Genomic DNA, 12,627 nt, shown 5'->3' with positions numbered 1-12,627 from the left:
GACGACGGTCTGGTTCTTGTTCGGGTCCAGGCCGTACGGGCGGGTCTGGGCCATCGCCAGGATCTCGCCTGGCCGGGCGGCGCGCGGCGCAGGGCGGGGGTTGGCACCCGCCGGCAGGCGGGTGGGGGGTGGATGGTGGGGAACGGCGGGGAAACTCCTCAACAAGCGGATGACGCGCGGGTGTCCACCCCGCGACGGGCGAAGCAGGAACGCCGAAACGCCGCCGCCCGGGACTTCCGAAGAAGTCCCGGGCAGCGGCGAAGCCGAAAGCAGCGATCAGACGTTGAACCCCAGCGCCCGCAGCTGCTCGCGCCCGTCGTCCGTGATCTTGTCCGGCCCCCACGGCGGCATCCAGACCCAGTTGATCCGCAGGTCCTGCACCAGCCCGTCGGTCGCGGTCTTGGCCTGGTCCTCGATGACGTCGGTCAGCGGGCAGGCCGCCGAGGTGAGCGTCATGTCGATGGTGGCCACGTCGGACTCGTCGATGTGGATGCCGTAGATCAGGCCCAGGTTGACGACGTCGATGCCCAGTTCCGGGTCGACGACGTCCATCAGGGCCTCGGTCAGGTCCTCGACCGAGACCGTGCCGGCGGTGGTGCCGACGATGACGGTGCCGTTCTGCTCCTCCGCAGCGGAGGCCTCGGCGGCGGCGGTGGTGGTGCTCTCGTCACTCATGGTCTTGTCCTCCTCTGCGCTTCAGTCGTTCACGGCGGGGTGCTGGGCGAGCGCCTGGGCGGTGGCGTCCTTCCAGGCCATCCAGCTGAGCAGGGCGCACTTGACCCGGGCCGGGTACTTGGAGACGCCGGCGAACGCGACCGCGTCCTCCAGCACCTCCTCGTCGCCCTCGCCCTGGCCCTTGCTCTGCATCAGCTCCAGGAAGGCCTCCTGGACCGCCTGCGCCTCGCCCACGGACTTGCCGACCACCAGGTCGTTGAGCACCGAGGCGCTCGCCTGGCTGATCGAACAGCCCTGGGACTCGTACGAGACGTCGGCCACCGTCGCGCCGTCGAGCTTCACCCGCAGGGTGATCTCGTCGCCGCACGTCGGGTTGACGTGGTGCACCTCGGCGTCGCCCTCCCGCAGCCCCTTGCCGTGCGGGTTGCGGTAGTGGTCCAGGATGATGTCCTGGTACATCGAGTCGAGCTTCATGGTCGTCCTGCCCCGTCCCGTCAGCCGAAGAAGTTCCGGACGTGGTGCAGGCCGTCGATCAGCGCGTCGACCTCGCCCGGCGTCGAGTACAGATAGAACGACGCCCGCGTGGTCGCCGGAATTCCGTACCGCAGGCAGACCGGCCGCGCGCAGTGGTGGCCGACGCGCACGGCGATGCCCTGCTCGTCCAGCACCTGGCCCACGTCGTGCGGGTGGATGTCACCAAGGGTGAAGGAGATCGCCGCGCCGCGGTCCACGGCCGTGCGCGGGCCGATGATCCGCAGGTCCGGGACCTCCAGCAGCCGCTCGACGGCGTACTCGGTGATCGCGTGCTCGTGCGCCGCGATCCGGTCCATCCCGATGCCCTGCAGGTAGTCGATGGCCGCGCCGAGCCCGACCGCCTGGGCGATCGGCGGGGTGCCGGCCTCGAACTTGTGCGGCGCCGGGGCGTAGGTGGACGAGCCCATGGTGACGGTCTCGATCATCTCGCCGCCGCCGAGGAACGGCGGGAGGTCCTCCAGCAGCTCGTGGCGGCCCCAGAGCACGCCGATGCCGGTCGGGCCCAGCATCTTGTGGCCGGTGAAGGCGACGAAGTCGGCCTCCAGCGCCTGCACGTCCAGCACCATGTGCGGGGCGGCCTGCGAGGCGTCGATGACGACCAGCGCGCCGACCGACTGGGCCTTGCGGACGATGGTCTCGACCGGGTTGACCGTGCCCAGCAGGTTGGAGACCAGGGTGAAGGAGACCACCTTGGTCTTCTCGGTGATCAGCTCGTCGATGTTCGACAGGTCGAGCCGGCCCTCGTCGGTCAGCCCGAACCACTTGAGCTTCGCACCGGTGCGCTGCGACAGCAGCTGCCACGGAACGATGTTGGAGTGGTGCTCCATCTCCGTGATGACGATCTCGGAGTCGGCGTCCACCCGGTACGGCTCGTCGGCCCAACCGAGCATGTTGGCCACGAGGTTGAGCGACTCCGAGGCGTTCTTGGTGAAGATCACCTCGTTGCGGCTCGGCGCGTTGACGAACGCCGCGACCTTGTCCCGGGCGCCCTCGTACAGCGCCGTGGCCTCCTCCGCGAGCACGTGCACGCCGCGGTGGACGTTGGCGTTGTGCCGCTCGTAGTAGGCGTTCAGCGCCTCCAGGACCTGGCGCGGCTTCTGCGAGGTGGCCGCGTTGTCCAGGTAGACCAGCGGCTTCTCGTCGTGCAGCAGCCGCTGCAGGACCGGGAAGTCCTTGCGGATCGCGTCGGTGTCGAGCAGTCCCGCGAACGGATGCGTCACTCGGACGCGCCCCCCTTCACATACGCCTCGTAGCCCTCGTCCTCCAGCTTGTCGGCCAGCTCGGCGCCGCCGGACTCGACGATGCGGCCGCCCGCGAAGACATGGACGTAGTCGGGCTTGATGTACCGCAGGATGCGGGTGTAGTGGGTCACCAGCAGGGTGCCGACCTCGCCGGTCGAGCGGACCCGGTTGATGCCCTCGGAGACGATCCGCAGCGCGTCGACGTCCAGGCCGGAGTCGGTCTCGTCGAGGATGGCGATCTTCGGCTTGAGCAGCTCCAGCTGGAGGATCTCGTGGCGCTTCTTCTCGCCGCCGGAGAAGCCCTCGTTGACGTTGCGCTCGGCGAAGGCCGGGTCCATCTGGAGGGCGGCCATCGCCTCCTTGACCTCCTTCACCCACAGCCGCAGCTTCGGGGCCTCGCCGCGGACGGCGGTGGCGGCGGTGCGCAGGAAGTTGCTGACCGAGACGCCCGGGACCTCGACCGGGTACTGCATGGCCAGGAAGACGCCGGCCTTGGCGCGCTCGTCGACGGACATCTCCAGGACGTCCTCGCCGTCCAGCAGCACCGAGCCGCCGGTGACGGTGTACTTGGGGTGGCCGGCCAGCGAGTAGGCCAGGGTGGACTTGCCGGAGCCGTTCGGACCCATGATGGCGTGGGTCTCGCCCTGCTTCACGGTCAGGTCGACGCCCTTCAGGATCTCGCGCGGGCCGTTCTCGGCTTCCACGGAGACGTGCAGGTCGCGGATTTCAAGGGTTGCCATGTGTACTCAGGACTCCTGGTTGACGGAGACGAGCACATCGTCCCCTTCGATCTTTACGGGGTAGACAGCGACCGGCTTGGTGGCGGGCAGGCCGGACGGCTTGCCGGTGCGCAGGTCGAAGCTGGAGCCGTGCAGCCAGCACTCGATCATGCAGTCCTCGACCTCGCCCTCGGAGAGCGAGACGTTCGCGTGCGAGCAGGTGTCGTTGATCGCGAACACCCCCTCGTCGGTGCGGACGACGGAGACCGGCACGCCGTTGAGGTCCACGCGCTTGGGAACGTCCTCCTGGAGGTCGCTCAGCGCGCAGGCACGGAGGAAGGTCATCGCGCTCAGACCGCCGATTCCAGCTCGGCGTCGATCTTCTCCATGAGCTGCTCCTGGACCTCGGCCACGCCGATCTGCTGGAGCAGCTCGGCGAAGAAGCCGCGCACCACCAGGCGGCGGGCCTCGTCGGCCGGGATGCCGCGGGCCTGCAGGTAGAACAGCTGCTCGTCGTCGAAGCGGCCGGTCGCCGAGGCGTGGCCGGCGCCGACGATCTCGCCGGTCTCGATCTCCAGGTTCGGGATCGAGTCCACCCGGGCGCCGTCGGTGAGCACCAGGTTCCGGTTGAGCTCGTACGTGTCGGTGCCGAGCGCGGCGGCGCGGATCAGCACGTCGCCGACCCAGACCGCGTGCGCGTCCTGGCCCTGCAGCGCGCCCTTGTACGCCACGTTCGACCGGCAGTGCGGCGTGTCGTGGTCGATCACCAGGCGGTGCTCCAGGTGCTGGCCGGCGTCGGCGAAGTACAGGCCGAACAGCTCGGCCTCGCCGCCGGGGCCCGCGTAGTTGACCCGCGGGTGCAGGCGGACCAGGTCGCCGCCGAAGGTGACGACCACGGACTTGTACGAGGCGTCCCGGCCGACCAGCGCGTTGTGCTGGGCGACGTGGACGGCGTCCCGGTCCCAGTCCTGGACGGAGACGAAGGTGAGCTTGGCGCCGTCGCCGACCAGCAGCTCCACGTTGGCGGCCCGGGTGCCGGCGCCCGCGTGGTTCAGCACCACGACGGCCTCGGCGAACGGCTTGACGTCGATCACCACGTGGGCGAAGCGGACCCCGCCCTCGCCGCGCACGTCGATCTTCACCGGCTCGGTGAGCACCGCGTCCTTGGGGACGGTGACCACGAGCGCCTGCTCGAAGGCGCTGAACGCCTGCGCGGCGACCCGGTCGACCGGCGTGCCGGCCTTGCCCAGACGGGCGTCGTCCCGGCCGACGGTCTCGGCGGTGACGCCGTCCGGCAGCGTGAACTCGACCTTGTCCTCGCCCCGCTGAGCGGCGGCGGCGGTGCCGTCGTGCAGCCCGCCGAGGCGGTGCAGCGGGGTGAACCGCCAGTCCTCCTCGCGGCCGGTGGGCACCGGGAAGTCGTTCACGTCGAAGGACGGCTTGACCGCGACGCGCGCGTCGATCGGCTGCTGGACCGCGGTGCGGCCGGTGCCGGGGCCGGCGAGCTGGGCGCCCGCGCCGGCGGTGCCGACCTCGATCGAACCGGCGGTGGTGGAGCCGGTGGTGTTCTGGACGTCAGCCATGGCTGTCGTAGTGCTCTCTTCCTCGAAAAGTCGGTGGGCGGTCAGCGGTCGGGGGTCAGCCGACCGCGCCCTCCATCTGGAGCTCGATCAGCCGGTTGAGCTCCAGCGCGTACTCCATCGGCAGCTCGCGCGCGATCGGCTCGACGAAGCCGCGGACGATCATCGCCATCGCCTCGGTCTCGGTCAGGCCGCGGCTCATCAGGTAGAACAGCTGGTCCTCGCTGACCTTGGAGACGGTCGCCTCGTGGCCCATGGACACGTCGTCCTCGCGGACGTCCACGTACGGGTAGGTGTCCGAGCGGGAGATCGTGTCGACCAGCAGCGCGTCGCACAGCACGTTGGACTTGGCGCCGTGCGAGCCCTCGCCGATCTCGATCAGGCCGCGGTAGGAGGTCCGGCCGCCGCCGCGCGCCACCGACTTGGAGACGATGTGCGAGGAGGTGTTCGGCGCCATGTGCACCATCTTGGCGCCGGCGTCCTGGTGCTGGCCCTCGCCCGCGAAGGCGATCGACAGGGTCTCGCCCTTGGCGTGCTCGCCCATCAGGTAGACGGCCGGGTACTTCATGGTGACCTTGGAACCGATGTTGCCGTCGACCCACTCCATGGTCGCGCCCTCGTACGCCACGGCGCGCTTGGTGACCAGGTTGTAGACGTTGTTCGACCAGTTCTGGATGGTCGTGTAGCGGCAGCGGCCGCCCTTCTTGACGATGATCTCCACGACCGCCGAGTGCAGCGAGTCGGAGGAGTAGATCGGCGCGGTGCAGCCCTCGACGTAGTGGACGTAGGCGTCCTCGTCGACGATGATCAGCGTCCGCTCGAACTGGCCCATGTTCTCGGTGTTGATCCGGAAGTAGGCCTGCAGCGGGATGTCGACGTGCACGCCCTTCGGCACGTAGATGAACGATCCGCCGGACCACACCGCCGTGTTCAGCGCGGCGAACTTGTTGTCGCCGGCCGGGATCACGGTGCCGAAGTACTCCTTGAACAGCTCCGGGTGCTCGCGCAGCGCGGTGTCGGTGTCCAGGAAGATGACGCCCTGCTCCTCCAGGTCCTCGCGGATCTGGTGGTAGACGACCTCGGACTCGTACTGGGCGGCGACGCCGGCGACCAGGCGCTGCTTCTCCGCCTCCGGGATGCCGAGCTTGTCGTAGGTGGCCTTGATGTCCGCCGGCAGGTCCTCCCAGGACTCGGCCTGCTTCTCGGTGGAGCGGACGAAGTACTTGATGTTGTCGAAGTCGATGCCGGTCAGGTCGGAGCCCCAGGTCGGCATGGGCTTCTTGCCGAACAGCTTCAGGCCCTTGAGACGCAGGTTGAGCATCCACTCGGACTCGTTCTTCTTCGCGGAGATGTCGCGGACGACCTCCTCGCTGAGCCCGCGCTTGGCCGCGGCACCGGCGGTGTCCGGGTCGGCCCAGCCGTACTCGTAATTGCCCAGGCCTTCGAGCTCCGGGTGCGAAACGGTGTCAGTCATGCGAGCTTCCTAACGCGCGGACGCAGAATCTTCGGTGGACGCGGAATTTTCCGACGTGCTGGCAGTCGGCACCGCATCGGAGCCGCGGCCCGAGGGCAGCCGGGCGGACGACGATGCGGCACCGGATGCCGGCACATAGGTGGTGCAGACCCCGTCGCCGTGGGCGATCGTGGCCAGCCGTTGCACATGGGTGCCCAGGAGCTGGGAGAAGACCTCGGTCTCCGCCTCGCAGAGCTGCGGGAACTGCTCGGCGATGTGCGCGACCGGGCAGTGGTGCTGGCAGAGCTGGGCGCCCGCCGGGGCCTTGGCCGCGGCCGACGGGACACGCCGCACCGTGGCAGCGTACCCGTCCGCGCTCAGCGCCTGGGCGAGCGCCTCGGGGCGCTCCCCGGCGGCGGCCAGGCGCAGGGCCTCCAGGTACTTCTCCGCCTGCTTGCCGAACCGGGCGCGGGCGAAGGCGGCGACCGCCTCCTCGCCCGCCTTGCCGCCGCCCACCGAGTCCGCGATCCAGCGCAGCGCGTCGGCGGCGAGCTGGTCGTACGCCTGGTAGAAGGCGTCCCGGCCGGCGTCGGTGAGCGCGAAGACCTTGGCCGGACGGCCCCGGCCGCGGCTGCCGTAGACCCGCTGGTCGCGGGATTCGACCAGACCGGTGGCGGCCAGCCCGTCGAGGTGGCGGCGGACGGCGGCGGCGGTGAGGCCGAGCCGGCTCGCCAGGTCGGCGGCGGAGGACGGGCCGTGGTCCAGGATCGACCGGGCGACCCGGTCCCGGGTGGCCCGGTGGCCGTCCAGCAGCACCTCGGCCGCCGTCACGGGCACGTCACAGGAGGAGGCCGACTCGGCCTCCTGCAGCTGGGCGTGCTCGCGCATGTTTTTCACAACACCAGTGTTGCGTAATTACTTCCGTCGGGACAAGCCGTGATCCAGGCCTCACCGGTGTCATCCATCACGCAGGTAAGCCTTACCTGACCTGGGAAAACGATCACCGAGGCCGCCGATACCCCCCGCCCGAGGGGCCACACGTCCGGCGACTCTTACACTCGCCGGTATGCACTCCGAACCCGCGGTCCAGGTCGCCGGGCTGGTCAAACGCTACGGCGACAAGGTCGCGGTGGACGGCCTCGACCTCACCATCCCGGCCGGCGCGATCACCGCCGTCCTCGGCCCCAACGGCGCCGGCAAGACCACCACCATCGAGACCTGCGAGGGCTACCGCCGCCCCGACGCCGGCACCGTCCGCGTCCTCGGCCTCGACCCGGTCGCCCAGAACGCCGCGCTGCGGCCCCGGATCGGCGTCATGCTGCAGTCCGGCGGCGTGTACGCGGGCGCGCGCGCCGTCGAGATGCTGCGGCACACCGCCCGGCTGCACGCCCACCCGCTGGACGTGGACGCCCTGGTCGAACGCCTCGGCCTCGGCTCCTGCGGGCGCACCACCTACCGGCGGCTGTCCGGCGGCCAGCAGCAGCGGCTCGCCCTGGCGATGGCCGTGGTCGGCCGCCCCGAGCTGGTCTTCCTGGACGAGCCCACCGCGGGCCTCGACCCGCAGGCCCGCCGGGCCACCTGGGACCTGGTGCGCGACCTGCGCCGGGACGGCGTCACCGTGGTCGTCACCACCCACCACATGGAGGAGGCCGAGCAGCTCGCCGACCGGGTCGCGATCGTCGACCGCGGCCGGGTGATCGCCGACGGCACCACCGAGGAGCTGTGCCGCGACGGCGCCGAGGGCGCGCTGCGCTTCGACGGCCCGCCCGGCCTCGACCTCGGCCCGCTGCTCAAGGAGCTGCCCGAGGGCGCCACCGCCACCGAGACCGCCCCCGGCAGCTACCGCGTCGAGGCGCCCGTCGACCCCCGGCTGGTGGCCACCGTCACCGGCTGGTGCGCGGCCTCCGGCATCCTGCCCGAACGGCTGTCCGTCCAGCGCCGCAGCCTGGAGGACGTCTTCCTCGACCTGACCGGACGGGAGCTGCGCTCGTGACCACCCCCGCGACCAGTACGGACTACTCCCCCGCGCCGGGCCCCGCGCCCGTCGGCCGGATGCTGCTCGCCCAGACCGCGTTCGAGACCCGGATGCTGCTGCGCAACGGCGAGCAGCTGCTGCTCACCGTGGTCATCCCGACCGTGCTGCTGGTGCTGTTCTCCGCCGTGGACATCGTGGCGGTCGAGGGCCCCGGCAAGCGGGTCGACTTCCTGGCCCCCGGCCTGCTCGCGCTGGCCGTGATGTCCACCGCCTTCACCGGCCAGGCCATCGCCACCGGCTTCGAGCGCCGCTACGGCGTGCTGAAGCGGCTCGGCGCCAGCCCGCTGCCGCGCTGGGCGCTGCTGACCGCCAAGACCGGCTGCGTCCTGGTGACGGAGGCGCTGCAGGTCGCGCTGCTGTCGGTGATCGCGCTGGCCCTCGGCTGGTCCCCGCACGGGAACGCGCTGACCGTCGCCGCGCTGCTGGTCCTCGGCACCGCCGCGTTCTCCGGGCTGGGCCTGCTGATGGCCGGCACCCTGAAGGCCGAGGCCACCCTGGCCGGCGCCAACCTGGTGTTCGTCCTGCTGCTGCTGGCCGGCGGGGTGGTCGTGCCGCTGAGCAGGTTCCCCGAGGCCGTACGGCCGGTGCTGGAGCTGCTGCCGATCTCGGCGCTCTCGGACGGCCTGCGGTCGGTGCTCCAGGACGGTGCCGCGGTGCCGTGGGCCGACCTCGGCATCCTGGCCGGCTGGTCGGTGCTCGGCCTGGCCGCGGCCGCCCGCTTCTTCCGCTGGGAGTGACCGGCGGGCCCGCCCGGGAGTCCCACCGGGGCGGGCCCGACGCCCGACGCCCCCGGCCGCACGTCCTGCGGCCGGGGGCGTCGCGGTTGTCCGCCGGGGTGCGTCAGCTCTCGCTGCTGCCGCGGCGCTTGCGGGCGAGCAGGACGAGCGCGCCGCCGACCAGCAGCACGCCGCCGCCGGCCGCCGCGATCATCGGGGTCGAGTCGTTGCTACCGGTCTGGGCGAGCGCCGGGGCGCTGGCGGTGGGCGACGGGGTCGGGGTCACCGGGGTCTTGCTCGGGGTGGGCGTGGCCGACGGGGTCGGGGTGGCCGGGGGCGTGACCGGCGGCGGGGTGCTCGGGGTCACGGTCGGCGTCGGGGTCGGGGTCGGCGTCTTGGTGGGGGTCGGCGTGGGGGTCGGGGTGGGAGTCGGCGTGTGGCACGGCTCGATGGTCTTGGTCTCGTTGATGTTCCAGCCCTTCTCGTTCGGGTTCTCCGTGGTGGTGACCACCAGGTTCGCCTTGATCGGGGCGTTGTGGTCCTTCACCGGGAAGGACCCGTGGTACTCCGCCGGGAAGGCCTTGGCGTCCAGGACCTTCTCGCCGTCGACGATGAGGCTGACGGTGTTCTTCACGTCGGCCTTGGGGCTGTAGTTGATCAGATCGATCACGATCTTGTCGCAGGTCACCGACCAACTCGGCACGTGCGCCGAGGCGTTGGTGGCCAGAGCCAGGGGCAGTAGAAAACCGGCCGCAGCCGTGCCGGCAAGAGCCGTCGCGCCGATCGCGAAGTGCCGCTGCTGTCGTGCCATTACCTTGTTCCCCTCCGAACGGTCTTGTGCAGCAGGCGTGTTGAGTGGTTCGCGGTGGCCCGCTACGACTGTCCGGGGGACTCTACCGGCACTCCCGCACCCCGCCACACCCCGCCGTACGACCGGATATCGACTGTCCGTCCGTCTTCCGATGTGCATGACCAGCCCATCACAGCTGCCACCTCGCAGAACGTGGATTCGGCAAACCTGAATGAACTTCGTCACCTTCAAGACAGAACGGAGCCCCCGGTGATCGGGTTCAATCACCGAGGGCTCCGATTCAGTCAGCCGACGAACTTCAGGCCTTCCTGGCCGCCTTGCGCCGGGCGGCCACCACGATCGCACCGCCGGCCGCGAGCACGACCGCGCCGCCGATCGCCAGCGGCAGCACCGGGCCGGAGCCGGTGTGCGCCAGGTCGCCGCCCGCGTCCGGCCGGGCGGACGGGCTGCCCGAGGCCGTCGGAGCGGCGGTCGAGCCGGCCGACGGGCTGGCCGAGCCGCTCGGGCCGGGCTTGCCGGTGGCCGGGGCGGACGGGCTGCCCGAGGGGCTCGCCGAACCGCTCGGGGAGGCCGAGGCGCTCGGCGTGGCCGACGGCGAGCCGGTCGGCGGCACCGTCGGCGGTACGGTCGGCGGCACCGTCGGCGTGCCGGACGGCGTCGGGGTGGTGCCCGGCAGGCACCCGGTGAACGGGTAGTGGTGGGTCTCCGCCCCGCCCTTGCCGGTCAGCGAGGCGGCGATCACCGAACCGTTGACCGGCCCGCCGCTGCCGAGGTCGAAGGCGGCGTTCGGCGCGAGCACGGTGCCGGCCCAGGCGGCCTGGCTGTTCTTGACCACCTTGGTGGCGGTCGGGAAGTTCCAGAGCAGCTTGGCCCGGACCGCCCCGCCCGCGGCGCTCTGCAGCTTGTCGTCCAGCACGAAGGCCTGCTTGCCCTCGTCCCAGAGGTGGAAGCCGGTGGTCCCGGCCGCCGCCATGTCGTACGAGCCGCCGGTCACGTTGACCACCGTCACCGAACCGGCCGGCACCTTGAGGAAGACGTCCTTGGCGCCCTGCAGCTTCGCCGCGTCCACGGTGAAGCTGTTGTACTTCGCGTCCCCGCCGGTGAGGGTCAGCTTGGCGCCCTCGGCCTGGACGGTGGCGCCGGCCGTCTGCGGCACGGCGGCCAGCGAGGCGGCGGCGGCGCGCAGCTTGGCGAACTCGGCCTTGAAGTCGATCGGCGAGGGGCCCTGGGCGACGGCGCCCTGGTGGGCCTGGACGACCGCGCCCTCGGCCTTGGCGCCGAAGACGCCGTTGCCCTTCATCACTTGGGTGTTGTGGCCGGTGATCTTGCCGGCCACCACCAGGGCGTTCTTGCCGGGCAGCGCGTCGACCTGGGCCGCGGTGAGCTCCTGGCCGACCGAGAAGCCGCCGGTGAAGTCGGCGTTGCCGCCGACCGCGACCGCGCCCTCGGCGTCGGGGGTGTGGGTGTCGTCGCCCTCGATGAACTCGCCGTAGAGGTTGGCGACCCCGAGGCTGCGGCACTCCTGGCCGGGGTCGGCGGCGTGGGCGGCCGGGGCGACCAGGCCGGCCAGTGCGAGCGAGCCGCCGACGGCGAGCGCGGCGGCGGAAGTGGATATGCGCATGTGCAGGATCTCCGCTTGGGTGCGGGAGGAGTGGGAGAGGCCCGAAAAGGTATGGACCAAGCCGCACTCTTTCGGCCGAACGGGTGATTGGTCAAGACCAATTGACTCCCGGGCCGAAGCGTCCCGGTTTGTCCGCGTGTCATCCCCCCGCGTGTCGTCGGCCGCCGGATCCGCGCCGCCCCGCCGCGCAGCCCGCGCCCCGCCCCAAGATCGCCTGTAAGGCCGCCTACGATTGACCCCGTGCCTAACCCCTTCTCCCTGCTCGCCGAGCGCTGGCAGCCCTCCGCCGCGATGGTCCGGCGCGCCACGTTCGCCGCGCTGGTGATGAGCGTGGTGATCGTCGTCACCGGCGGCGCCGTCCGGCTCACCGCCTCCGGCCTCGGCTGCTCGACCTGGCCCCGCTGCACCCCGGAAAGCCTGATCCCGACGCCCGAGATGGGCTACTACGGCGTCGTCGAGTTCACCAACCGGATGCTCACCTACGTGCTGAGCGCCGCGGTGGGCTGGGCGATCCTGGCCGCCCGCTGCCACCGGCCGTGGCGCCACAGCATGACCAGGCTCGGCTGGGGCCAGTTCTGGCTGGTGATGAGCAACGCCGTGCTCGGCGGCATCACCGTGCTGACCGGCCTCAACCCGTACACCGTCGCGCTGCACATGGTCGCCGCGATGGCCCTGGTCTGGGTCGCCCTGCTGATGTGGGAGCGCGCGAAGGAGGGCGACGGCCCGCCGGAGCTCGTGGTGCCCCGCCCGGTCCACCGGCTCTCGTACGTCCTGGTCACCGTGATCGGCCTGCTGGTCGCGGCCGGCACCCTGGTGACCGGCGCCGGCCACCACCCGGGCACGCCGAGGGACAACAAGATCGTCCCGCGCATCCCGATCGACTACGACCGCCTCGCCCAGTTCCACGCCGACTTCGCGTTCGTCTCGGTCGGCCTGGCGATCGCGATGATCTTCGTGCTCGCCGCGGTCAAGGCCCCGCAGCCCGCCCGCGCCCGGGCCAAGCAGCTGCTCGCCGTCCTGCTGCTGCAGGGCGTGCTCGGCTTCGTCCAGTACTTCACCGACGCGCCCGAGCTGATGGTCGGCCTGCACATGCTCCTGGCCGCCCTCACCTGGATCGCCGCCCTGCGCATCCCGCTCGCCCTGCGCACCCGCGCGGACGCGGCGCCGGCCGACCAGCTGCCCGCCCAGGCCGCCCCGCAGACCGCCTCGGTCTGACCCCCGCGACGCCGACGGCCCGGCTCC

The 12,627-nt window shown here is 71.4% G+C and carries 13 protein-coding genes; 3 read left to right on the top strand and 10 right to left on the bottom strand.

The genetic code is table 11. The annotated features are described in order from the left end of the window. Positions 1–276: 276 nt before the first annotated feature. From ABZW03_RS26600 to ABZW03_RS26565, 8 genes are read right to left on the bottom strand one after another with little or no spacing between them, the layout of a single operon-like run. Positions 277–675, bottom strand: a complete 399-nt coding sequence (locus tag ABZW03_RS26600) for a metal-sulfur cluster assembly factor (RefSeq protein ID WP_355263204.1) — start codon at positions 673–675, stop codon at positions 277–279. 21 nt (positions 676–696) lie between these two features. Then, complete coding sequence (sufU, locus tag ABZW03_RS26595) at positions 697–1,149, bottom strand: Fe-S cluster assembly sulfur transfer protein SufU (RefSeq protein ID WP_355263201.1); 453 nt, start codon at positions 1,147–1,149, stop codon at positions 697–699. A 20-nt stretch (positions 1,150–1,169) separates the two neighbouring features. Further along, complete coding sequence (locus ABZW03_RS26590) at positions 1,170–2,429, bottom strand: cysteine desulfurase (protein WP_355263198.1); 1,260 nt, start codon at positions 2,427–2,429, stop codon at positions 1,170–1,172. Beyond that, a complete protein-coding gene (sufC, locus tag ABZW03_RS26585) occupies positions 2,426–3,190 on the bottom strand; it encodes a Fe-S cluster assembly ATPase SufC (protein WP_224280614.1) in 765 nt (254 codons plus the stop codon). The genes ABZW03_RS26590 and sufC overlap by 4 nt, the downstream gene beginning before the upstream one ends. Before the next feature lie 6 nt (positions 3,191–3,196). Continuing rightward, positions 3,197–3,514 carry a bifunctional 3-phenylpropionate/cinnamic acid dioxygenase ferredoxin subunit gene (locus tag ABZW03_RS26580; protein WP_063349526.1) on the bottom strand — a complete coding sequence of 106 codons (318 nt, stop codon included), beginning with the start codon at positions 3,512–3,514 and terminating at the stop codon, positions 3,197–3,199. A 5-nt stretch (positions 3,515–3,519) separates the two neighbouring features. Next, positions 3,520–4,752 carry a Fe-S cluster assembly protein SufD gene (gene sufD / locus ABZW03_RS26575; protein ID WP_355263194.1) on the bottom strand — a complete coding sequence of 411 codons (1,233 nt, stop codon included), beginning with the start codon at positions 4,750–4,752 and terminating at the stop codon, positions 3,520–3,522. A 55-nt stretch (positions 4,753–4,807) separates the two neighbouring features. Further along, positions 4,808–6,223, bottom strand: a complete 1,416-nt coding sequence (gene sufB / locus ABZW03_RS26570) for a Fe-S cluster assembly protein SufB (protein ID WP_224280617.1) — start codon at positions 6,221–6,223, stop codon at positions 4,808–4,810. 9 nt (positions 6,224–6,232) lie between these two features. After that, positions 6,233–7,090 (bottom strand): MarR family transcriptional regulator, encoded by an 858-nt coding sequence (locus ABZW03_RS26565; RefSeq protein ID WP_355263190.1) that lies wholly within the window; start codon positions 7,088–7,090, stop codon positions 6,233–6,235. Positions 7,091–7,268: 178 nt separating this feature from the next. On the opposite strand from ABZW03_RS26565, the gene ABZW03_RS26560 reads away from it, so the two are divergent. After that, positions 7,269–8,195 (top strand): ABC transporter ATP-binding protein, encoded by a 927-nt coding sequence (locus ABZW03_RS26560; RefSeq protein WP_355263187.1) that lies wholly within the window; start codon positions 7,269–7,271, stop codon positions 8,193–8,195. 59 nt (positions 8,196–8,254) lie between these two features. Next, complete coding sequence (locus ABZW03_RS26555; protein WP_355263207.1) at positions 8,255–8,974, top strand: ABC transporter permease; 720 nt, start codon at positions 8,255–8,257, stop codon at positions 8,972–8,974. A gap of 103 nt (positions 8,975–9,077) precedes the next feature. Here ABZW03_RS26555 and ABZW03_RS26550 read toward each other — a convergent pair whose 3' ends face one another. Both ABZW03_RS26550 and ABZW03_RS26545 read right to left on the bottom strand, forming a co-directional pair. Further along, positions 9,078–9,764 (bottom strand): LAETG motif-containing sortase-dependent surface protein, encoded by a 687-nt coding sequence (locus ABZW03_RS26550; RefSeq protein WP_355263184.1) that lies wholly within the window; start codon positions 9,762–9,764, stop codon positions 9,078–9,080. Between the two features lie 298 nt (positions 9,765–10,062). Then, positions 10,063–11,385, bottom strand: coding sequence for a choice-of-anchor A family protein (locus ABZW03_RS26545; RefSeq protein ID WP_355263181.1), 1,323 nt, complete (start codon positions 11,383–11,385; stop codon positions 10,063–10,065). A gap of 240 nt (positions 11,386–11,625) precedes the next feature. Between ABZW03_RS26545 and ABZW03_RS26540 the strand changes: the two genes are divergently transcribed. Beyond that, the gene (locus tag ABZW03_RS26540) at positions 11,626–12,600 is read left to right on the top strand and encodes a COX15/CtaA family protein (RefSeq protein WP_355263178.1); all 975 of its coding nucleotides are present in this window, start codon (positions 11,626–11,628) and stop codon (positions 12,598–12,600) included. Positions 12,601–12,627: the final 27 nt, after the last annotated feature.

The organism is Kitasatospora sp. NPDC004799, from assembly GCF_040609095.1.
Classification (GTDB): Bacteria; Actinomycetota; Actinomycetes; order Streptomycetales; family Streptomycetaceae; genus Kitasatospora.
Note: the sequence above shows the minus strand (reverse complement) of the source record. Positions and strands in the feature narration are given on the sequence as shown.